Source organism: Peptoniphilus grossensis (assembly GCF_001940285.1).
In the GTDB taxonomy this organism is placed as follows: domain Bacteria; phylum Bacillota; class Clostridia; order Tissierellales; family Peptoniphilaceae; genus Peptoniphilus_A; species Peptoniphilus_A faecalis.
In genome coordinates, this window is record NZ_MJIH01000001.1 from 411,382 (window position 1) to 433,275 (window position 21,894).

A 21,894-nucleotide genomic window follows, 5' to 3' on the forward strand; every position below is an offset into this window, starting at 1 on the left:
TTTTGAGGTGTAAAATGAAATTATTAGAAGAAAGAATTATGAAAGACGGACGCATTTTAAATGGAAATATTGTTAAGGTAGATTCTTTTTTAAATCACCAACTTGATATAAAATTTTTGGATAAACTTGCTGAGGAGATTGCAACTTATTTTAAAGATAAAAGCATTAATAAAATACTTACAATTGAAGCAAGTGGCATTGCTCTTGCCACTGTTGCATCAAAACATCTTGATGATGCCATGGTTGTTTTTTGTAAAAAGCAAAAAACATTAAATATTGGAGACGATGTCTATGAATCAAAAGTAGAATCTTTTACTACAAAGAAAAATTATAACATTACAGTTTCAAAAAAATTTTTGTCATCTGAAGACAATTTACTTATCATAGACGACTTCTTAGCAGAAGGAAATGCACTTAAGGGTTTAATCGATGTTTCAAAACAAGCTGGCGCAAATATCGCTGGAATTTCTGTCGCAATTGAAAAGGGCTTTCAAGATGGAGGAAAAATTATTAGAGAAATGGGGTACGATTTACTTTCCCTTGCTATTATTGATTCCATTGAAGACGGAAAAATTAGCTTTAGATAATTCAATTATACTGCACAAAAAACCGAGAATTTATGCTGAACTCATTAAGTTGGACTAAAAACTTAATAAAGCGTCACAGTTTTGTTCTCGGTTTTATAATTATTATTTATTTGCAATTTCTATTAAAGATGACTTTAAATTTTCTTCTATTTTTCTAAGTTCAATAGATGCTTCTTCACGTTTTTTATGTCCTTCGATTTGAATTTGACGAACTTCATTAAGTGCAGAAATTAGTTGTTCATTAGTGTGTTTAATTGTTTCGATGTCAACTATTCCTCTCTCAGAAAGTTTTGCAGTTTCAACAGTAGTTTGTTTTAATGTCTCTGCATTTTTCCTTAAAAGTTTATTTGTCAAATCAGTAACTTCCTTTGTGCTTTTTGCAGCTTCCTTTGAATGATTTGCACCAAGTGCAATTACCATTTGTGATTTCCAAAGTGGAATAGTATTTACAATTGTCGATTGAATTTTTTCAACCATAACTGTGTTTGAAGATTGAACCATTCTTATTTGGGGAGCCATTTGAATTGAAACCATTCTTGTAAGGTCAAGGTCGTGGAGCTTCTTTTCAAATCGACTAATCATATTTACATAATCATTGGCTCTCTGTGCATCCACTGGCAAGTTTGTTTCCTGCGCCTTATCTTGAAGTTTTGGAAGTTCAACTCTCGTTGCTTCTTCTAACTTTTTTCTACCAGCAAGTATGTACATGCTAAGTTCCTTGTAATAATTTTCATTTAATTCATACATTTGGTCAAGCATGGCAATATCTTTCATCAGAGTTACCTGATGTTCTTCCAAGTTTTTTATAATACTATTAACATTTTTTTCTGCTGAATCGTATTTAGTCTTTAGTGATGTTACGCTGTTTAATTGTTTTTTGAAAAATCCAACTAATTTATTGTCTTCTTCATCTACATCAAAACTTTTTAATTCATTTACAACTCCAGATAGCAAATCGCCAACTTCGCCAAGATCTTTAGTTTTAACAGCTTCCAATGTCTTTTCAGAAAAGTTGGAAATTTTTCTTTGTGCACCAACTCCATATTGCAGAATTATATTTGAATTTGTAATATCAATTGTCTTTGCAAAATCTTCAACTTGTTTTTCTTCTTCAGGACTTAATATCAACTCATTTTTTTCGTCAATTGTCTTAATTTCTTTGATTTCATTTTCTTTATTTAAATCTTCAAAATCATCTGTTAGGGATAATTTTATTTCCTTATCCATTTTACTTTCCTCCTAAATTAAAGTCCTTTTCGTCTAAAAGTCCTTCTTGTCTAAGCATTGATTTTAAAACACTCATATCGCTTGATAAATCCATAACTTTTTCTTGGTAAATATTGTCTAAAATTTTCATAAAAGCATCATTTACTAAATCCATAGTCTCTTCCGTATCCTTTAAAGAAGAATTAACTATATCTGTGGGCTTCTCACTCATTTTCAAATAAGAGTCTACTAATTTTACTGTTGTCGGTAGATAATAATTTATTGTCTTGTCTAAATCCCCTACAGTGCTTGGATTTTCCTTAAGTAGTTCAAAAATTTTACTGACAATTTGCAAAAATTCGCTAACTTTACTCTTCATTGGCTCCTTCAACCTTGAAGTCATTTCTGTAATAGCTGTAACATCTTTTCTTGCCCTCATCAAATAGTCCTCAACAAGAGTGTTGCTCTCATTTTTTTCTATTTCTTCCCTTCTTTCTTTAGGGTTGCGAAGCATTTCCTCTTTATAAAGCTTATAGGTTTTTGCATCCAATATAAAAAGTTCTCCATTTTCTACAATTCGTGCTTGCCTATAATAATCTTTATCGATCATGTTTAAAAGATCATTTATAGTAAAATCAATTGTCTTTGCAGTAATTGCGGCAAGATCAGCTGTTGGTATAACAGTGTTATTTCCAATTTCACGATTATATTTTCTAAATCTAATTATTTGGTCCTTGCTCTTTTTAACTCTATAATTTACATAAAAAGAAACTACAAGGGCAGGAATAACCCAAAAAATTAAAAGCGGCAAATCTTCTCTTATAAATGAAAAATTATCAAATATGTCTATAAGCAATCCAAAAAAAGCAAAAAGATGACCTACTATTGAAATTTTTGCAACAGATCCCCACATCTTCACTCTTTTAACAGTCTTGGGATTTTGATTTATTATTCTGTCGTCATTTTGAATACTATAAGGCAAATTTCTCTTATTTTTATTAATAAATTTGCTGATAGAAGACCTCGTTACATCAATGGCGGTGTCAATTCCCTCTCCTATTAATTCGCCAATTTCTTTGAAATTTTCTTCTCTAAAAGCAGCATTAACTTTTTCTTCAAAATTTTCTTCTCTATTGCCTTTTCTCATAATTCACCTCAAAAAGCTATGACAATCCCTCCAATATCTGCATAACCTGAAGAAAGACCATTTGTATGTCTAATGTGTACTTTAACTCCATCGTATATTTCCTCAATTTTTTTCTTTATTTTTTCTGCACGCTCCTTGTTTTTAACATAAGAAATTGTTACAAGATTTGGCTTGTTTACTTTACATTCTGTTCCTATTGCCCTTACCATCTTGTCTAAAGATTTCTTTATTCCACGGTTTATTTCAAACAATTCAATTTCTCCATCATTAGAAATCATAATTGGTCTAATATTTAAAACATTTGCAATAAGTCCTGCACTCTTTTTTATTCTTCCATTTTTAATCAAATTCTTCATGCTTTCAAGGACAAACATTGTAACTTCACTATTGATTTCCTTATTAATGGCAGGAATAACTTCCTCAAAACTTTTATCTTTAAGTAAATCTAAAAGTTTTAAAACAATTCTAGTATGACCTGCGGAAGCTGATTTTGTATCAATTACATGAATTTTTATTTCCTTAAATTTATCTTTTGCTTCCTGTTCTGCAATTTTTGCAGAGTTATAGGAACCTGATAATTTTGAAGAAACTGTAAGAATATAAATATCCTTATCCTTGTTTTCTTCGATAATTTTCAAATAATCATAGGGCGATGGACAGGCTGTCTTTATTGGATTTTCTGTTTTTTCCATTTTTTCTAAATATTCTTTGATATTTAAATTATCATCATCTTCATATTCCACACCATCAATAGCAATTTTGAAGGGAACATATTCAATTCCCAAACCCTTTATTTCTTCTTTTGTTAAATCACAACTTGTGTCTGAAATTATTTTGTACATGTTTTTCTCCTAATTTAATTTATCTTCAATAATTTTTACTAATTTTTCAGCATCACGTGAAAGTTTTTCTTTATCTTCACCTTCAATCATTACACGGACAAGAGCTTCTGTGCCTGATGGCCTTATGACAACTCTTCCCCTTCCATGATAGTCTTCTTCCACAGCCTTAATCGCCTGAGTTATTTCATTAAATTCTTCATATTTGTTTTTTAAATCATCACGAACCTTTGCATTTTTGAGGACTTGAGGATAGTTTTTCATAAGCCCATTTAGTTCTGATAATTTTTTTCCTGTTTTCTTCATAATTTCTAGAAGGTGAATTCCCGTTGCAAGTCCATCTCCAGTTGTATTATAATCTAAAAATATCACATGTCCAGATTGTTCAGCACCAATTACATAATCATCTTTTAACATTTTTTCAAGAATATATCTGTCTCCAACCTTTGTTTCTATAAAGTCAACGCCAATATTCTCAAGATATTTTTTAAGACCCATATTTGACATTATAGTGCCAACTACTGCATTGTTTTTAAGATTATTATTTTCTTTTAAATATGTTGCAGCAATTGCCAAAATATGATCTCCATCTACGACATTGCCAAGTTCGTCAACTGCAATAATTCTATCAGCATCTCCATCAAAACTCATTCCAATATCTGACTTTTCTTTTTTTACAAGTTCTTCAATAAGCTTTGGATTTGTTGAACCACAATTATCATTTATATTCATGCCATTTGGCGCATTATTAATAATTTTTACTTTTGCACCATAGGCTTTCAAAACAATTTCTGCAATATATGATTGGGCACCATTTCCTGCATCTACTGCAACTTCCAATCCGTCAAATCTTTCATTAGTTAAACCCTTTAAATATTCTACATATTTTTGTGTGAATTCAGAAGACCTATTTACTGTACCCACTTCAGCCCCTGTTACATCTTTATAAATTTTTGTAGTAGAAAGAACTTTTTCTTCAATTTCATCTTCTATACTATCGTCAAGTTTAAGACCTTCGCTTGAAAAAAATTTTATTCCATTGTATTCAAAGGGATTGTGTGATGCCGAAATAGAAACTCCGCATAGGTATTCTCCAGTTCTAGTAAGATATGCAACGCCCGGAGTTGGAATAACACCTGCTACATCTACATCCAATCCAATGCTCATAAATCCTGCAATAAGTGCAGATTCAACTAAATCTCCAGAAAGTCTTGTATCTCTTCCGACTAAAACTCTTCCCCTTTTATTTTTTGTAAGTACAAAAGCTGCTGCCCTTCCAATATCGTAACATAATTTTGGAGTTAACTTTTGATTGGCGATGCCACGAACTCCATCTGTTCCAAATAATCTTGTCATTTTATCACCTGTAATTTTTATTTATATATTCAATTAAGTATTCTCTATTATTTTTCTCTGGGTCATCAAGAACTAAATTTTCAAGTTTTTTTAAAATTTCTCCAATTATTTTACCTTCTCCAAAACCCAAAGATTTTATATCATTCCCATTTATTTCTAAAAACTTTTCAGTTTTCATTTCTTTTTCGTCTAGTAATTCTTTTACCCTATTTTTTCTATTTATAATAAAGCTTGCATCTCGATCTACTCTCGTGCATTTACAATCGGCAATTAGAAGGTCATAAAGATCCATTACATTTTCCCTTCCCACTCTTTTAATTTGTCTTCTAAGTGCCTTATCAGTCATTTCGCTATGAACTTTCATATGATCTAAAATTAAAATTTTAACTTTATCAATAACTTTATTAGAAACTCTATATCTTTTTAAAATTTCAGAAACTAAATCTGCTCCCAAAATTTCATGTCCATAAAAATGTCCCCTTCCATCTTCGCCAATTGATAATGTGTCCACCTTTGAAATATCGTGAAAAAGTGCGGCGAGTCTAAGAGAAAGGTCAGGTTTTACTTCATCCATGACACAAATTAAATGGTCAAAAAGAGTTTTTTCGTGATAAGGACTAAATTGTGAAAATCCAATTGTTCTTTTTAACTCTGGAAATATTACATCAAGCACACCAGTTTCTTCCATAAGGAGAAGATAGTATGAAGGTCTTTCTGAGGTAATCATTTTTGAAAACTCATCGAAAATTCTCTCGGGAGAAATCTTTTTTAGAAGTTTGCTTTCAAAGGAAATTGCATCAAAAAGCTCATCCTCGATATAAAAATTAAACCTTCCCGCAAACCTTATTGCCCTCATAATTCTTATTGCATCTTCTCGGATCCTTTTTGTTGGACTGCCAACTGCTCTTATGGTTTTTTCATCTAAATCATCTTTCCCACCAAAGGGATCGTAGAGATTTCCACTAGAATCCATTGCCATGGCATTGATTGTAAAATCACGCCTTTTTAAGTCTTCCTTTAAGTTTTTGAAAATATTACCCTTTCTGGCTTTCTAAAATTCAAATATTTGCCATCAATTCTAAAAGTTGTAACCTCGTAAATAGTTTTATCTATTATAATGCCAACTGTGCCAAACTCTTCACCAACTAAAATAGTTTTAAAATCCTTAAAGATTTTTTTAATTTCATCTGGCTTTGCAGACGTAGTTATATCATAATCCTGAGGCGCTATTCCTAGTAGTTTATCCCTCACACAGCCACCTACAATATATGCATCAAAACCTTCTTCATTTAGTTTATTTAAAATAAATAGCACATCTTTTGGCATTCTATCACCCTTTTTATTATATCATATTGTGCATAATTTAAAATTATATAATTCTCATTTACTTGATTTATGGTATAATGAATAAAATTGGAGGTATGTATGAAAAAGTTAACTATTGTTTTAATGTCTTTATTTTTAATGCTTAGCTTAGTTGGCTGTGGCAAAAAAAAATCTAATGTCGACAAAACAGAAGATACAAAAATTTCTTCAATTGCAAAGGAAAAAGAAGCAAGTGAAGAAGATTTAACTACTTCAAACTTCGACAAAGAGGCTCTTGACCAACTAATTAAAAATTCTGATTACATATCAAGGATTAGAATTTCAACATCAACTGCAGAAGGTATGAACACATCTTTCTTAAAAGATTATAAGGGCGATCTTTCACAAATAGAAGTTACTATTCCAAAAACTCTTTCACCTAATATGGAATATATCGTTTTTTATAAAGACGATGAAAAAGGAGAAGTTTCTCCTACTGAAAGAGATGGAGCCTTTATAGAAATCCAAGGAGACAAAGATAGTAATTTAATTTATATTGAAAAAATTTTTAATTCAAATTCTTATTCCAGCACAGGAAAAGTAAGTAAAGAAAGTTGAGGTAATTATGAAAAAAAATAGATCTATTTTAATTTCATTAATTTTATTAATTTTTTTGACTGCAAATGTATTCGCAGCTAAAACTCCATTAATTGAATACAATGGAAAAATTATTAAATCAGATGTTGCTCCCTTTATACAAAAGGATAGGACTATGGTTCCTATAAGATTTATTTCTGAAACTTTAGGTTATAAAGTTGATTGGAACAATGAAAAAAAACTTGTGAATATCAAAGGAAATGATACTTCAATAGAATTAAAGATCAATTCAAAAAAAGTAAAAGTTAATGGGAAAGAAATTGAATTAGATGCACCTGCTCTTATTAAAAATGAACGTACTTTTGTTCCCCTAAGATTTGTAGCAGAAAATTTAAAAGCAGAAGTAAAATGGGATAGTGAAAACTTCAAAGTTATAATCAATGACTCTTCAAAATCTTCAACGTTAAACTTGTCATCTGACGAAGAAATATATGTAAAAGAAATTCAAAGCTTGCAAGGTGATTTAAATAAATCAATTGCAAATTTAAAATCTAGTTTCTTTGAAAATGCTTCAAAACTTTCTGATGCGGATTTAAATGCTGCCTATGACAAAGCTGACTCTGAAATTAGAAATACCGTTGATAAAATCAAAACTTTAAATGTTCCAGAAAAATTTAAGTCTTCCTATGAATACACTTTAAAGGCAAGTGAAAAAGCTCTTGAAATTTTGCCAGGACTTAAAGAATCTATTATTTCAAAAAATGAAGAAGCCGCAAAAAAATTTATAAGTGATTTAACGGATTTTCAAGTTAAGATGCAAGAGGCAAGGGACTCCTTTGAATCTGCCCTTAAAGGCGTAGATTACAAAGCACAAAAGGACATCAAGGTTTATAACGATGAAAAGGAAAAACAAGATAGCACAGACAATTTGTTGCAAGATCAAACTTTAAAAAATATTTTTAAGAAAATTTAATAATTTGCTTTTTAATCTTAATTCACATAATTATACCAATGCCAGAGTTAGCTTATACTAGCTCTGGTTTTTCTTTTATATTTTCAACTTGTCCTTTTCTTTAAATATCCTTTAACTAATTTTTACTTAAGTTCTACACTATATTTTGCCACAAAAAACTGACATCATAAGCTAATTTAAGTCTAACTTATGATGTCAGTCCATCGCTTAGGGATTACCCTCATTTTTAATTTGCTAATTTCATAAAAACTAAATATAATTAATTCTTTAATATTGCTGCCTTTTTTAGATATCCTCTATTATATTTATCTTCGCCTTGTTCCATATTTCTCTTTGCTTGTGAAAGCATAAGCTTAATTCTATTAAATTGATTAACTTCAGAAGCCGATGCATCATAATCTATTGGAATTATATTAGCTTTTTCATAAGAGTTTCTAATTGCCTTTATAACTCCCTTTCCCGTTATGTGATTTGGAAGACATCCAAAGGGTTGTACACAGACAATATTTTCAACTCCCGATTCAATTAATTCAACCATTTCGCCAGTTAAAAGCCAACCTTCTCCATATTGATTGCCAAGGTCAACATATCTTTCTGCATATTCAATAATTTCTTCAATTTTTTCTGGAACTATAAATCTCGTCTTTTCAAGGGCAAGCCTAATATATTTTCTGTAAGATTCAATATAAGAAATTCCCATTTCGCAAATAAATGCCGCTAGTCTTGACTTAGAAAGTTTGTCAGCCTTTGCTCTCGCATTTTTAAAGGAATACATCATAAAGTCTGTCAAATCTGGTATAACAACTTCTGCTCCTTCCCTTTCAAGAAGATCTGCTACATGATTATTGGCAGCTGGATCGTACTTAACTAAAATCTCTCCAACAATTCCAACCTTTGGTTTCTTCTCATTGGTAATTTCAAGTCTGTTAAATTCTCCAACCATCTTATTTACATTAGAGATAAAAGTTTTTTTGCTATAATTTAAGTCTTCTGAAGTTGTGATGTCAATCCATCTGTCACGCAAAATATTAGCTGAACCCTTTATAACTTCGTAAGGTCTTGTTGCTTGTGTAAGCCTCATAATTAAATCAGCATAAAGCATTCCTTGAATTAACTTTTTGCCAATTCTTACCATTGTTTTTTTATCAAATTCAAATCCAGAGTGCTTTTCAATTTGTTGGAAGGAAAGACCAATTACTGGCACATGACCATAGCCTGCATCCTTTAATGCCTTTCTAATAAAGCCCACATAATTTGATGCTCTGCAAGCTCCACCAGTTTGACTCATTAATAGTGCCAAGCGATTTGTATCATACTTCCCAGATTTTACTGCATCTATAAATTGTCCCACTACAAAAATTGATGGATAGCAAGCATCGTTATTTACATATTTTAATCCTTCGTTTACAACTTTATGTCCAGATTCTTCTAGAACTTCAATATTTATTCCTTCATGTCTTAAAATAGGCTCAAATATACTAAAATGAAGTGGCGCCATTTGCGGCATTAAGATCGTATAATCTTTTTTCATTTCCTTTGTAAACATTACTGGATTATCGTCAAGAAATCCTTCGAGTTCCGCATCGATTTTTTGGAATTCCCTCTTTTCTACCGCTTCAATTAGCGATCTTATTCTAATTTTCACTGCACCCAAGTTAGAAACCTCATCTATTTTTAGCACCGTATAAATTTTATTGTAGGACTCTAAAATATGTTGAACTTGGTCAGTTGTAACTGCATCGATTCCACAGCCAAAGGAGTTGAGTTGAACTAATTCTAGATTTTCATGTTCACCAACAAATTTTGCCGCTCTATAAAGTCTTGAATGATAGTTCCATTGATCTAGAACTCTAAGTCTTGAGTCGATTTCAACATTTCGAGCTATTCCATCTTCAGAAATTACTGCAAGTCCAAGGCTTGTAATAAGTTCTGGTATGCCGTGATTTATTTCTGGGTCAATGTGATAAGGTCTACCTGATAGAACTATTGCCCTTTGACCTTTCTTGTTTATTTCTTCTAAAATTCTATTGCCTTCATTTAAGACATCTAATCTATATCTATCTTGTTCTTCATAGGCTGCACGCACAGCTTTTTTAACCTCTGCTTTTGGAATAAAATCAAAAACATTGGCGAGCCTTTTTTCTAATTTTTTTCTATCGTCAAAAGAAATAAAAGGATTCATAAATTTAACTTTTCCCTCAATAATTTCATCCATATTATTTTTTATGACTTCAGAATACCCTGCCACAACCGGACAATTTAACGTGTTGTCAGCATTTTCAAATTGCTTTTCTTCGTAAAATACTGATGGATAAAATATAAATTTAATCCCCTTTTCTATTAAGTCTTCAATATGACCATGAGAAATCTTTGCCGGATAGCAAGCTGTTTCACTTGTAATAGTTTCAATGCCCTTTTCATAAATTTCCCTTGAAGATTTACTTGAAAGAACAACTGAATACCCTAATTCTGTAAAAAATGTATGCCAGAAAGGATAGTTTTCATAGATATTTAAAACTCTTGGTATTCCAACGACTCCACGTTTAGCTTCCTTTTCAGAAAGTGCTTTATAATCAAAAACCCTTTCGTATTTATAGCGATACATATTTGGCAACTCGTCTTCTTTATTTCTAATGTGACCTGCTCCCTTTTCACATCTATTTCCCGTAATATATCTCTTGCCATTTTGAAATATATTTACTGAAAGGGCACAGTTATTTGTGCATTGCCTACAATTCGTAGAAATTGATTTGTATTCAAATTTTTCTAATTCTTCTTGTGAAATTAACTTTGACTTGCCACTAGATTTTTCTTTTGATATAAGTGCCATTCCAAGAGCACCCATTAGTCCAGCAATATTAGGTCTTGTAACATCTACTCCCGTTAAATTTTCAAAGGCTCTTAGCACTGCATCAGATAAAAAAGTTCCACCTTGTACAACTATATGCTCCCCTAATTCCTTTGGATCTCTAATCTTTATTACCTTTTGAATTGCGTTTCTAATTACAGAATAGGCAAGTCCCGCAGAAATATCAGGCACTGAAGCACCTTCTTTTTGTGCCTGCTTAACATTTGAATTCATAAAAACTGTGCAACGTGAACCTAAATCTACTGGCTCTCTTGACTTAATAGCTTCCTTTGCAAACTCTTCTGCACTCATATTTACTGAATGTGCAAAAGTTTCAAGAAAAGATCCGCAACCTGAGGAACAAGCTTCGTTTAGTAAAATTGATTCTATTACACCATTTCTAATCTTCATGGACTTCATATCTTGTCCACCAATATCTAAAATAAAATCAACTTCTGGATCAAAATATTTGGCAGCAGTAAAGTGAGCTATCGTTTCAACTTCTCCAAAATCTAAATTTAGCGCAGCCTTTAAAAATTCCTCGCCATAACCAGTTGTACCACAACCAGCAAAATATGCCTTGTCATTTTTTTCTTTATAAATCTCTCTCAAATTTTCAATTGCAATATCTAGAGGATTTCCCTTATTAGAACCATAAAAACTATAAAGCAATTCATTATTATCAGATATAGCCACAAGTTTCGAAGTAGTTGAACCTGAATCAATACCTAAATAAATTGGGCCTTCATAACTTTTTAAATCAATTTTTTTAAGAGATTTTGTCTTATGTTTTTTGCGAAAAGCAATGACTTCTTCTTCACTTTTGAAAAGCGGTGGCATTACATCACTTTCCTTAATATTTATGTTTCCATTATCATTTACTCTATTAAAAAGTTCAACAAAAGAAATGGGCTTGGAATCAAAACTTGAAATAGCTGCTCCAAGTGCAACAAAAATTTGTGAATTTTCAGGAGAAATTATCTCATCTTCAGTTAAATCAAGGGTTTCAACAAATCTCTCTTTAAGCATAGGTAAAAAGTGAAGTGGCCCACCTAAAAAAGCAACATTTCCCCTAATTGGTCTGCCGCAAGCTAGGTTTGATATAGTTTGGTTTACTACAGACTGAAAAACTGAAATTGCAATATCAGATTTACTAGCACCTTGGTTAATTAAGGCTTGTACATCCGTTTTTGCAAAAACTCCACAACGAGATGCAATAGGATATAATTTTTTATAATCTTTAGCAAGCTCATTAAGACCTGAAGCGTCAGTTTGAAGAAGTGATGCCATTTGATCGATAAAAGCACCTGTTCCTCCAGCACATATGCTATTCATTCTCTGCTCCACAGATCCTCTTAAATACGTTATTTTAGAGTCTTCTCCTCCAAGTTCAATTGCAACATCAGTTTTTGGAATAAAACAAGAAATTGCTTCTCTACCTGCAACTACTTCTTGTATAAAATCAATGTCCAAAAATTTGTGAACAGAAAGTCCACCACTTCCAGTAACATTTACAGTAACTGTCTCATATTTAAAATCTTTGTAAACTTCATTTATTACATCTTTCACAGTTTTTCTGACGTCTGAAAAATGTCTTCTATATGTTTTATATAAAATATTTAGTTTTTCATCTAATATTACAAGTTTTACCGTTGTAGAACCCACATCTAATCCCATGTGAATTAGCATTCCTACTTCTCCTTTCACAAAAACCAATTAAGTATAATTTTTTAATTTGCAATTATTACTATAATGATTTAATAAAAAATAATTATCGCACTTTGCAAAGCGAATTTCAATATAAATTTACAAAAAAAGTTTGATTTTTATTATAAATTTATTAAACATTTCTTAACATTTGCTCCCTTATATTATAACCTAATTTTAATTTTATTGTGAATTATTTATATTTTAATTATTTAAAATTTTGCAAAAAAAAAAGATAGGCATGAACCTATCTTCTTTTAAACAATTAGTCTTCAGGATTTGGAGCACCAACTGGGCAAACAGCTGCACAGCTACCACAGTCGATGCATTGAGCTTCATCAATTGTATAAATATCTCCCTCAGCAATACATCCAACTGGACATTCTGGTTGACATGCACCACAAGCGATGCAAGAATCGTTAATTACATATGCCATTTTATTTACCTCCATAAAATTATACCAAAATTCATGAATTTATACATTCATAATGTTCTGACATAATATTAACATAACAATTTTAACTTTTCAATCATTATTGTTGTTTTTTTATGATATAGCTTTAATTATTTTGTTAAAATTTATAAAATATCTCTAATTTATCAGATTTTTTGTCCTTTGTTTTAATGAAAAAATTTTTTTTAATATTTTTTTAATCAACTAACTATTCATTAAAACTAATAATTCATAGCATTTTACTATGTTTTATTATCCCTTAAAAACTCTTAGAGCATTTATAATACAAATAAGCGCAACTCCAACATCTGCAAAAACTGCAAGAGGCATGGACACATATCCCATTGCACCAAAAGCCAAAACTACAACCTTTAAAAATAATGCTATAAAAATATTTTGGTAGGCGATGCTTTTTACTTTCTTTGCAATGTCAATTGCTCTTACAACAGATGATATATCATTTTTTAATAAAACTATATCTGAAGTTTCAATTGCAATATCAGATCCACTTCCCATACTAATTCCAAGATAAGCACTTGCAAGAGAAGGTGCATCATTAGTTCCATCGCCGACAAAGGCAATTTTTGTATTTTTTTCTATCTCCTCTATCTCCCTAACCTTATCTTCAGGAAGAAGTGAACCTTTGTAATAATCTATGCCAACTTCCTTTGCAATTTTCATTACAACACTTTCTTTGTCGCCAGAAAACATATAAGTCTTCACGCCTCTATTATGGAGTTTATCTATGCTTTCCTTAACGCCATCTTTTATCTCATCCTTTAGCTTAATAATTCCCAAAATTTCATTCTTATCTGCTACATATACATCTACATAATTTGAGTCAGATTTATTGTCAATTTTTAAATTATAATCTTCCATTAGTTTTTTATTTCCAACGAGATAAATTTTACCCTTTAATTCAAACTCAATTCCCTTTCCACCAATATTATTTAGATGTTCAGGAATTTGTGTGCTTTCAAAACTTTTTACAATTGCCCTTCCAATTGGATGAGTAGAATACCTTTCACCAATTGATGCAATTTCTAGAATCTCATTCTTTGATACTTTTAATTCTTCAACTTCAGCAACTGTAAATTCACCCTTAGTCACAGTCCCAGTTTTATCAAAGGCAACTCCTTCGATATCCGTCAAAGCTTCAATGGAATTTCCACCCTTAACAAAAATTGATTTTCTTGATAGTGAACCAATTCCAGCAAAAATAGTGAGGGGAACAGAAATTGCAAGGGCACAAGGACAAGAAATTACTAAAAATATTGCAGACCTGTAAATAGATTCTTTAAAGGAAAGATCACTTGCAAAATTTAAAACTAAAAAAAGCAAAACTGCAAGCCCAATAACTATTGGAGTGTAAATTTTTGCAAATCTTGTAATAAATTTTTCAACTTTTGCCTTATTTGTGCTTGCATTTTTAACCATGTCAATAATTTTTGCAATAGTTCCCTCTTTGTATTCCTTTATAACTTCCACTTCTAAAGAAGAATCTAAATTTACAAAACCAGAAGTAATTTCATCGCCAACTCCCAGGGAAATTGGTGCAAATTCTCCAGAAATATTTGAAGTGTCGAGATTTGAAGCTCCCTTGATTATTTTTCCATCTAGTGGCACTTTTTCTCCCGGCATAATTACAATAACTTCTCCAACAGAAACTTCAGTTGGATCGACTTTTACAATCTCTTTAGCCTTTTTCAAATTTGCAAACTCTGGCTTTAATTTTAAAGCTTCTTTAATAGAGTTTTTAGAACTATCAACGGCCTTATCTTGGATAATTTCTCCAACAGTATAAAATAACATTACAGCAACAGCTTCTGCATATTCACCGGAAATTATGGCCGCAATAGACGCAATAGTCATTAGAAATTTTTCATCCATAAAATTTCCCGTTGCAATTTTAGAAACCGAAGCCTTAACAACATCATATCCTATTATCACATACAAAACTATGTAGGCTATGAAGCTAATTTTTTCATTAAATTTTAAATAGTGTAAGGTTATTAGTCCTACAAAGACTAAAATACACTTGTATATAGGATACTTTTCTTTTTCTTCTTCCCTATCCTCATTTAAATCTTCAGTAACGGTTACACCCTCTTCTATAGAGTCAACTACATCTTGAATTTTAATTTTTAAATTAGAAGGATCTCCTTCCGAATCAAAAACAAGTTCATCATTTAAAAAATCATAATTAAGATTTCTCATATCCGGCATTTTTTAAGTTTATCTTCAATCTTCCCTGCACAATTTGCACAAGTAAGACCCCTTAAATGAAATATATATTTGCTCATAATTCTACCTCCGTATAATTATAATTTGATATTTGTTCATGCTTTCATTATAAATTAATTAAAATTTATGTCAATACTTTAATTGTATTTTTTTGTAAATATATGAGATAATATTCAGGCAAGAGAAGCCAATAAAACTTTTTAAATTTCTTGTAAAAAATAGTTGACAAAAATCAATTAGTCCGTTAGAATAGATAAAGTAAGTTGCTAAAGAGTGAGCTTCGATATGGAGAAATACTCAAGTGGCTGAAGAGGCTCCCCTGCTAAGGGAGTAGGTCCCGATTAGGGTCGCGAGGGTTCAAATCCCTCTTTCTCCGCCAATGGTGAGGGCCTTTAGCTCAGTTGGTTAGAGCGCCCGGCTCATAACCGGTAGGTCCCGGGTTCAAGTCCCTGAAGGCCCACCATTAACTTGCCCAGATAGCTCAGTCGGTAGAGCAGAGGACTGAAAATCCTCGTGTCGCTGGTTCGATTCCGGCTTTGGGCACCACAAAAAGTACCAATTTTGTTGGTACTTTTTTTTTACATTTTTTAATTTTATTCAAAATCCCTTTATCTTTTTTCAGCCAAAAATTGTAGTCTTCCTCATAATAGCACTATTTCCCTAATATTATACAAAAATATGTAAAAATATTATTAAGCTGTTTTTAAACTATTTTAATGTGACAAGACTCCAATACATCTATTGCCGATTTTTTCTTCTCTTCTGTAAGTCCTTCAGTTAAATCTTTATAGAGGTAAATATTTTTTTCTGGCAAAAATCCTTTGACAAGTAATATATTTGAAACTACACAAATGTCTGCGACAAGTCCCAAAAAATAAATATTGTCTATTTTCTCTTCATTATCTAAACTTTTTAGATACTCTCCAAGTTCAACTGATGCAAAAGTATTCTTTTCAAACTTCTTTGCTTTTTCAAAACCCTTTGTTTTCTTTAGCTTTTCTGCAATTTCATGACCCCAAGTACCCTTTATGCAGTGTTCTATTGGCAGATTTCTTCCTTCATTAGTATTGAGATAATTTTCATAATGTGTGTCCAATGTATAAATTACTTTCCCCTTAAATTCATTTACCTTATCCACAGCCCTATCTAAAAGTTTTTCTGTATCTTTTCCCTTTAAAGATCCCTTTATAAAATCATTTTGCATATCTATTACTACTAATACGTCCATTTTCTCACTCCTTTTTAATATAATACAATAAGTTTTACATAATTTAAAGTTCACTGTATAATATTTTGGGGTGAATTATGAAATATAACAGTGTTTTAAAAGCAGAGTTTTTATATAGAAAAAATAGATTTATAGCAATTTGTAAAAAGGGTTTTAAGATCTTAACCGTTTATGTTCCCAATACTGGTAGATGTAAGGAGCTTTTAACAGAAGGCGCAACAGTTTTTTTAACTTATAATGACAGTCCCAATAGAAAAACTTCTTACACGCTTGTAGCTGTAATGAAGAATGATAAAATTATAAATATGGACTCACAAGCTCCCAATGAAATTGTCCACGAGGCGTTTAAAAAAAATAAAATTGATCTCGGTTTTAAATACGACATAATAAGGAGAGAATACACTCACGAAGATTCTCGCTTTGATTTTTATTTGGAAGGCGAAGATAAAAAAGCTCTCTTAGAAGTTAAGGGTGTAACTTTAGAAAATAATGGAATTACCGCCTTTCCCGATGCTCCTACAAAAAGGGGTTTAAAACATATAAAGGGACTTATTAGTTCTAGCGAAAAATATTTAACTTATATTTTATTTGTTATTCAAATGCAAGATGTAAAGTTTTTTACGCCAAATTATATTACAGATGAAGATTTTTCAAGGGGATTGTTAGAAGCAAGGGATGCTGGAGTAAAAATTCTCGCTTATGATTCAATTGTAACGAGAAATTCAATAGAAATTTCAGAAAAGATACCTGTTATTTTGGAGGAAACATGGAATTTAGACTTGCAAAGGAATTAGATAGAAAAGAAATTGAAAAAATTTACCATGAGGGATCAGAAAAATTAAAATCCCTTGGCATAGATCAGTGGCAAGGGATAGAGAAACCAAATCTTAATAAATTTCCTAATCTGGACAAAAATAAAATTGTTTACGTTTTAGAAGATTATGGAAAAATTGTTTCCACAGTTATAATTTACGATTACGACATAGATTACGAAAAAAATTTAAAAGCTACTTGGAAAAGTCCAAAGCCCTATGTGGCACTTCACAGAATTGCTACTCTTGCAGAGGCAAGAAAAAGGGGCTATGGCAAAAAAATTATTGAGTTTTCAGAAGATTTTGCAAAAGAAAATAATTTTAAATCAGTGCGAATTGATACACATAGAAAAAATAAATCTATGCAAAATCTTTTAACTTCTCTTGGATATAATTATGTTGGTTTAGTTTATCTTGAGGGCAAAAATGAAAGATTTGCCTATGAAAAAATTTTGTGAGATGTAGCTTTTTATTATATTAAAAACGGCAAAAATATTGTTGCGAGACCTAAGAAAATAAAAAATCCACAGGTGTCTGTAAAGGTTGTAAGAAAAATAGATGATGCAATTGCTGGGTCAATTTTTATTTTGTCTAATATTAATGGAATTAAAAATCCCATGGAGCAGGCAATTATCATATTTAAAATCATAGCGAAAAATAAAATAAATCCTAAATAGATATTGTGATGCCAAAATACAAATACGGCTGCTGCCAAAATTCCTATAATAGCTCCTTCAAATAGTCCCAAAAATATTTCTTTAAAAATTAATTTATAATCTTCCTTTAGGGACAATTCTCCCCTCGCAAGAGATGTAATTATAATTGATAAAGTTTGAGAACCAGCATTTCCACCCATGCCAGTTACTATTGGCATGGCAGCAGATAATACTACAACTTGTGAAATCGTCGACTCAAATCCCTTTACAACAGATGATGCCAAAAACGCAGTTACCAAGTTTACAATTAGCCACGGAATTCTCGACTTAAAGGACTCAAAAAGAGTAGAATCATATTCTTCATCTGCGTTAACACCGTGCATCTGTAACATATCTTCGTTATGTTCTTGATCAATGATAGCTATAATATCTTCAGAAGTTATAACTCCAAGTATTGCCATATTGCTATTTACTACTGGCAAGATGTCAAGCTCGTACTTGCTAAATAAATTTGCTGCCACTTCTTGGTCATCTGTGCCATATACATAGAAGTCTACTTCTTCCAATAAATCACTTAATAAAGTATCTGAATGGGAGACTAAAAGATCTCTCATAGTAACAATTCCCTTTAGCCTGTGATAATTATCTGTAACAAAAATTTTATCAATGATTTCTGTTTTTGGAGAAATTGAAATAATTTTCTTTACAGCCTCTACCGCAGTTAAATTTTCACGCAGTGCAATAAAATTTGTGGTCATAATGCCACCTGCAGATTCTTCATCAAAGGATAAAATCATCTTTAATGTAACTTTATCTGCACTCTTTATTGACGAAAAAATTGCCTTCCTCCTAACAGTTGAAAGTACGCCCAAAAGATCGGCAACTATTGAAGTCTCCATATGTGTAAAAATATCTATTAACTCATCATCTGTAAAAAATGCCATAATCCTTGCACTAAAATCTTCTTCTGATGCTTCAAGAAGATGTGCCATGTTCTCGTGATTAATTAAATGCACAAAAGTTTCTAGTTCATCATCTTCTAATTCATCTGCCTCTAAGGCAATATCAACAGGGTGATACTCGTCAAAAAGACGGTTTATGAGTATTTCATCTTTTATATAAATTATTTTTCTTATCTCTTCAAGTAAATTCATTTTTTTCACCTGCCAAAGTTTCTAAATCTTTAAGAAAGGAAGAAATTTCATTTTTCCTTCCATTTGTATAATGTGAATACATTAAATAGAGTTCTGTCTTTGCCCTAGTCATAGCGACATAAAAAAGTCTTCTTTCCTCACAAAAAAGCTCTTCATCTTCTCCTATTGTGTCAATGCTCGTAGTAGATGGCAATGTACCCTCGTATAAGTCTACAACAAAAACTCTTGAAAATTCAAGACCCTTGGCAGAATGAATTGTAGAAAAGGTTAATTTTGCATTTTCCTTTCTGGGTTTCAAAAGATCATATTCCAACTCCTTTAATCTACCAATAAAAAGGTCAAGTGATTTCGTGTTTTTAGCAATTAACTTTAAATAGTAAAGGTACTCGTTTAAATTTGCCTCTGTTTCCCTAAATCTTTTTGCATTCTCTTTTAAATAATTGCCATAACCCATTTCTCTATCAATATAATTGATCGCCTCGTAAACATCACTTCTCGCAATTTTTCTAAATCCAACTAATAATTTATTTATATTTTTGTGATAGAAACTTGGCAGTCCTGGATAATCCTTTAAAATATTAAAAATATTTTTGCCTCTATTCCTCTTTAAATATTCAATATGTTTTTTGGAAATATAACCATCCAATTTAAAATAAAATTTCTCGTAGAGGTCAATGTCTGATAAGTCCCTAGAAAAGTTTAAAATATCTAAAATATCCCGAGTAATAAAATGTGAGAAGAACTTTGTCTTTTTGTCCTTTATATTAAAATCATGATTTTTCCTCTCAAAATACTCTACAAGACCAATACTAGAGAGATTATTTCTGTATAAAACCGCAATATCTCCTCCAGCCCTTTGAAGTTCCCTTTCAATAAATTCATATTGATCCTTTGGCTCCTTCACCTTAATAATATTTACAGGCTTGGCAAAGGGATTTGAAGTAAATACAGTCTTATCAAATCTTTTTTCATTTTGTGCAATAAAAATATTCGCAATATTTACAATGTTTTTTGTTGAGCGAAAATTTTCCTCCATATAAAAAGTCGCAATATCATCATATTCTTTTTGAAGATTAAAAAGCTCCTCAGAACTTGCGCCTCTAAAGCCATAAATGGATTGATCATCGTCTGCAACTACAAATAAATTATTGTCGGGCTTTGCCAGCAATTTCAAAACTTGAAATTGACTCCTGCTTGTGTCCTGACCTTCGTCAAGTTGAATAAATTTAAATCTATCTCTATATTTCTTTCTAATTGACGCATCACTTTTTAAAATTTCATAGGAAAGATTTATCATGTCGTCAAAATCTATTAAATTCTTATCTTTTTTATATTTTTCATAATTTTCATAAAACTTTACAAAATTATCTGTATCGCATCTCTTTGATTTTGCAAAAGAATTTGGACTAAGCATCATGTTTTTGCAATAGCCAACTTCAGAAATTGCAGTTTCAATTCGCTCTTCAGTGGGATAAACTTTATTAACATCTCTATAAATATCTCTTAAAATTTCATACTTCTTTTTCAAATTAGAATCAATTAAACTTAGAGACTTGCCAGATTTTCTTGAATAATCTCGAACAATAGAATAACAAAAAGCGTGAATAGTAGAAAAGAAAACATTCTTTTCGCCAAACATTGCATTATAACGCATCTTTATATCAATAGCTTGTGCCTTAGAAAAAGTGATTGTTAGAATGCTTTTTGGATCTACATCCCTATCTATTAAACTTTTAATTCTATGTAAAATCATAGTTGTCTTCCCTGCTCCCGGAACAGCCAGAACTATTGCCGGTCCCTTAAAATGTTCCACCGCTATTAATTGACTAGATGTTAATTTCACATTATCCCTCCTATTCTAGTGTAAACTATTTCTTAATTATTTTAAATCTATTTTTTTAACTATGTCATTGTGATATAATTTAAATATAAACAGGTTTAGGGGGTATTACTATGTTAATGACAAATTTCTTGCAAAAGAGAAAATCTGTCAGAAATTTTAAAAATGACACAGTTCCAAGAGATGCCTTGGAAAATATAAAATTACTTATGAATGAAATAAAGACTGAAGAAAGTGGCATAAGTTTTTCTCTTTATGAAAATGGAAAAATTGTGGCAGAAGGACTAAAGGGCAAGGCAGGCTATGCAGGGGTCATGATAGAAGCTCCACATTATATCGCACTAGATATTGATAATAAAAAGCCACTTAACTTATTAATAGGTGGTTACTGTCTAGAAAAATTAAACACAAAAATTGTCGACTTAGACATTGATACTTGCTGGATAACAGTGGATAATGTTGACGTCAATACAAAAAAATCTATCTTTGGAGAAAAGGGAACAGGAATAGATTACTTAATAGCATTTGGCTATGGGGAAAAGAAAAAATTATTTGACCCAGAAGTAACAAGTTCAAGACTTAGCGTAGAAGAAATTGTCTTTGCCGAAAAAATTGGACAACCAATTTCCATTGAAACACTAGAAAACTATGGAGTATTTGATGTGTTTTCATCAGTAAGATATGCACCAAGCCACAAAAATTTTCAACCATGGAGATTTGTATTAAAGGGCACAAAAGTAGAAGCCTACATGGTAAAATCTGACGAAGACAATAGATCCCTAATCGACATGGGCGTAATTTTATTCTACATGGAAGAAATGCTAAAGACAATTGGCATAAACAAAAAATGGACAATTGACTTAAAGGACGCAGGTAATTATTATTATATTGGCTCCTTTACTTTATAAATTAAAATTAAATTTATTTCAAAGATTAAGGGC

The 21,894-nt window shown here is 31.1% G+C and carries 17 protein-coding genes, 3 tRNA genes and 1 pseudogene; 9 read left to right on the plus strand and 12 right to left on the minus strand.

The window, feature by feature from the left end:
* Positions 1 to 14 precede the first annotated feature (14 nt).
* Entirely contained in the window at positions 15 to 587 is a 573-nt protein-coding gene (locus tag BIV18_RS01980; RefSeq protein ID WP_075659060.1) for a xanthine phosphoribosyltransferase, read from the plus strand.
* A gap of 102 nt (positions 588 to 689) precedes the next feature.
* On the opposite strand, the gene BIV18_RS01985 is transcribed toward BIV18_RS01980, so the two are convergent.
* From BIV18_RS01985 to BIV18_RS10890, 6 genes and pseudogenes are all read right to left on the minus strand, one after another.
* Positions 690 to 1,814, minus strand: coding sequence for a toxic anion resistance protein (locus tag BIV18_RS01985; protein ID WP_075659061.1), 1,125 nt, complete (start codon positions 1,812 to 1,814; stop codon positions 690 to 692).
* A 1-nt stretch (position 1,815) separates the two neighbouring features.
* Positions 1,816 to 2,940 carry a 5-bromo-4-chloroindolyl phosphate hydrolysis family protein gene (locus BIV18_RS01990; protein ID WP_075659062.1) on the minus strand — a complete coding sequence of 375 codons (1,125 nt, stop codon included), beginning with the start codon at positions 2,938 to 2,940 and terminating at the stop codon, positions 1,816 to 1,818.
* A gap of 8 nt (positions 2,941 to 2,948) precedes the next feature.
* Positions 2,949 to 3,782 (minus strand): DegV family protein, encoded by an 834-nt coding sequence (locus BIV18_RS01995; RefSeq protein WP_075659063.1) that lies wholly within the window; start codon positions 3,780 to 3,782, stop codon positions 2,949 to 2,951.
* Between the two features lie 9 nt (positions 3,783 to 3,791).
* Positions 3,792 to 5,135 carry a phosphoglucosamine mutase gene (glmM, locus tag BIV18_RS02000; RefSeq protein ID WP_075659064.1) on the minus strand — a complete coding sequence of 448 codons (1,344 nt, stop codon included), beginning with the start codon at positions 5,133 to 5,135 and terminating at the stop codon, positions 3,792 to 3,794.
* Positions 5,136 to 5,139: 4 nt separating this feature from the next.
* Entirely contained in the window at positions 5,140 to 6,114 is a 975-nt protein-coding gene (locus BIV18_RS10885; protein ID WP_416351109.1) for a CCA tRNA nucleotidyltransferase, read from the minus strand.
* Positions 6,100 to 6,461 (minus strand): annotated as a pseudogene (locus BIV18_RS10890) (CCA tRNA nucleotidyltransferase); the annotation flags it as partial. The pseudogene BIV18_RS10890 and the gene BIV18_RS10885, both read right to left, overlap by 15 nt.
* A gap of 99 nt (positions 6,462 to 6,560) precedes the next feature.
* Here BIV18_RS10890 and BIV18_RS02010 point away from each other — a divergent pair.
* A complete protein-coding gene (locus BIV18_RS02010; RefSeq protein WP_075659065.1) occupies positions 6,561 to 7,058 on the plus strand; it encodes a hypothetical protein in 498 nt (165 codons plus the stop codon).
* Positions 7,059 to 7,065: 7 nt separating this feature from the next.
* Positions 7,066 to 8,010 carry a copper amine oxidase N-terminal domain-containing protein gene (locus BIV18_RS02015; protein WP_075659066.1) on the plus strand — a complete coding sequence of 315 codons (945 nt, stop codon included), beginning with the start codon at positions 7,066 to 7,068 and terminating at the stop codon, positions 8,008 to 8,010.
* A 259-nt stretch (positions 8,011 to 8,269) separates the two neighbouring features.
* On the opposite strand, the gene BIV18_RS02020 is transcribed toward BIV18_RS02015, so the two are convergent.
* The 3 genes from BIV18_RS02020 to BIV18_RS02030 form a co-directional block, all read right to left on the minus strand.
* On the minus strand, positions 8,270 to 12,547 hold the full coding sequence (locus tag BIV18_RS02020) for a 2-hydroxyacyl-CoA dehydratase (protein ID WP_075659067.1): 4,278 nt from the start codon (positions 12,545 to 12,547) through the stop codon (positions 8,270 to 8,272).
* A gap of 283 nt (positions 12,548 to 12,830) precedes the next feature.
* Complete coding sequence (locus BIV18_RS02025) at positions 12,831 to 13,001, minus strand: 4Fe-4S ferredoxin (RefSeq protein ID WP_075659068.1); 171 nt, start codon at positions 12,999 to 13,001, stop codon at positions 12,831 to 12,833.
* Positions 13,002 to 13,271: 270 nt separating this feature from the next.
* Positions 13,272 to 15,236, minus strand: coding sequence for a heavy metal translocating P-type ATPase (locus BIV18_RS02030; protein ID WP_235860763.1), 1,965 nt, complete (start codon positions 15,234 to 15,236; stop codon positions 13,272 to 13,274).
* Between the two features lie 314 nt (positions 15,237 to 15,550).
* On the opposite strand from BIV18_RS02030, the gene BIV18_RS02035 reads away from it, so the two are divergent.
* From BIV18_RS02035 to BIV18_RS02045, 3 genes are all read left to right on the plus strand, one after another.
* Positions 15,551 to 15,642 (plus strand) — tRNA-Ser (locus BIV18_RS02035).
* A 7-nt stretch (positions 15,643 to 15,649) separates the two neighbouring features.
* Positions 15,650 to 15,726 (plus strand) — tRNA-Ile (locus BIV18_RS02040).
* 7 nt (positions 15,727 to 15,733) lie between these two features.
* Positions 15,734 to 15,809 (plus strand) — tRNA-Phe (locus BIV18_RS02045).
* Between the two features lie 157 nt (positions 15,810 to 15,966).
* Here BIV18_RS02045 and BIV18_RS02050 read toward each other — a convergent pair.
* Positions 15,967 to 16,491 carry a cysteine hydrolase family protein gene (locus tag BIV18_RS02050; protein ID WP_075659069.1) on the minus strand — a complete coding sequence of 175 codons (525 nt, stop codon included), beginning with the start codon at positions 16,489 to 16,491 and terminating at the stop codon, positions 15,967 to 15,969.
* A 77-nt stretch (positions 16,492 to 16,568) separates the two neighbouring features.
* Between BIV18_RS02050 and sfsA the strand changes: the two genes are divergently transcribed.
* Complete coding sequence (sfsA, locus tag BIV18_RS02055) at positions 16,569 to 17,285, plus strand: DNA/RNA nuclease SfsA (RefSeq protein WP_075659070.1); 717 nt, start codon at positions 16,569 to 16,571, stop codon at positions 17,283 to 17,285.
* Positions 17,258 to 17,761, plus strand: a complete 504-nt coding sequence (locus tag BIV18_RS02060) for a GNAT family N-acetyltransferase (protein WP_075659071.1) — start codon at positions 17,258 to 17,260, stop codon at positions 17,759 to 17,761. The genes sfsA and BIV18_RS02060 overlap by 28 nt, the downstream gene beginning before the upstream one ends.
* A 14-nt stretch (positions 17,762 to 17,775) precedes the next feature.
* Here the strand turns inward: BIV18_RS02060 and mgtE are convergent, their stop codons facing one another.
* Together mgtE and BIV18_RS02070 are read right to left on the minus strand one after the other, a co-directional pair.
* A complete protein-coding gene (gene mgtE, locus BIV18_RS02065; RefSeq protein ID WP_075659072.1) occupies positions 17,776 to 19,113 on the minus strand; it encodes a magnesium transporter in 1,338 nt (445 codons plus the stop codon).
* Positions 19,100 to 20,956 (minus strand): ATP-dependent helicase, encoded by a 1,857-nt coding sequence (locus BIV18_RS02070; protein ID WP_075659073.1) that lies wholly within the window; start codon positions 20,954 to 20,956, stop codon positions 19,100 to 19,102. The genes mgtE and BIV18_RS02070 overlap by 14 nt, the downstream gene beginning before the upstream one ends.
* Positions 20,957 to 21,066: 110 nt before the next feature.
* Here BIV18_RS02070 and BIV18_RS02075 point away from each other — a divergent pair, with 110 nt between their 5' ends.
* A complete protein-coding gene (locus BIV18_RS02075) occupies positions 21,067 to 21,861 on the plus strand; it encodes a nitroreductase family protein (protein ID WP_075659074.1) in 795 nt (264 codons plus the stop codon).
* Positions 21,862 to 21,894 lie beyond the last annotated feature (33 nt).

Excerpts from the sequence above, each read along its gene's own strand:
- BIV18_RS02050 (WP_075659069.1), bottom strand. The coding sequence starts at position 16,491 with ATGGACGTATTAGTAGTAATAGATATGCAAAATGATTTTATAAAGGGA.
- mgtE (WP_075659072.1), bottom strand. The coding sequence starts at position 19,113 with ATGAATTTACTTGAAGAGATAAGAAAAATAATTTATATAAAAGATGAA.
- sfsA (WP_075659070.1), top strand. The coding sequence starts at position 16,569 with ATGAAATATAACAGTGTTTTAAAAGCAGAGTTTTTATATAGAAAAAAT.
- BIV18_RS01980 (WP_075659060.1), top strand. The coding sequence starts at position 15 with ATGAAATTATTAGAAGAAAGAATTATGAAAGACGGACGCATTTTAAAT.
- BIV18_RS01990 (WP_075659062.1), bottom strand. The coding sequence starts at position 2,940 with ATGAGAAAAGGCAATAGAGAAGAAAATTTTGAAGAAAAAGTTAATGCT.
- BIV18_RS02010 (WP_075659065.1), top strand. The coding sequence starts at position 6,561 with ATGAAAAAGTTAACTATTGTTTTAATGTCTTTATTTTTAATGCTTAGC.
- BIV18_RS02030 (WP_235860763.1), bottom strand. The coding sequence starts at position 15,236 with ATGAGAAATCTTAATTATGATTTTTTAAATGATGAACTTGTTTTTGAT.
- BIV18_RS02075 (WP_075659074.1), top strand. The coding sequence starts at position 21,067 with ATGTTAATGACAAATTTCTTGCAAAAGAGAAAATCTGTCAGAAATTTT.
- glmM (WP_075659064.1), bottom strand. The coding sequence starts at position 5,135 with ATGACAAGATTATTTGGAACAGATGGAGTTCGTGGCATCGCCAATCAA.
- BIV18_RS02060 (WP_075659071.1), top strand. The coding sequence starts at position 17,258 with ATGGAATTTAGACTTGCAAAGGAATTAGATAGAAAAGAAATTGAAAAA.
- BIV18_RS02015 (WP_075659066.1), top strand. The coding sequence starts at position 7,066 with ATGAAAAAAAATAGATCTATTTTAATTTCATTAATTTTATTAATTTTT.
- BIV18_RS02025 (WP_075659068.1), bottom strand. The coding sequence starts at position 13,001 with ATGGCATATGTAATTAACGATTCTTGCATCGCTTGTGGTGCATGTCAA.
- BIV18_RS10885 (WP_416351109.1), bottom strand. The coding sequence starts at position 6,114 with ATGGCAATGGATTCTAGTGGAAATCTCTACGATCCCTTTGGTGGGAAA.
- BIV18_RS02020 (WP_075659067.1), bottom strand. The coding sequence starts at position 12,547 with ATGCTAATTCACATGGGATTAGATGTGGGTTCTACAACGGTAAAACTT.
- BIV18_RS01995 (WP_075659063.1), bottom strand. The coding sequence starts at position 3,782 with ATGTACAAAATAATTTCAGACACAAGTTGTGATTTAACAAAAGAAGAA.
- BIV18_RS01985 (WP_075659061.1), bottom strand. The coding sequence starts at position 1,814 with ATGGATAAGGAAATAAAATTATCCCTAACAGATGATTTTGAAGATTTA.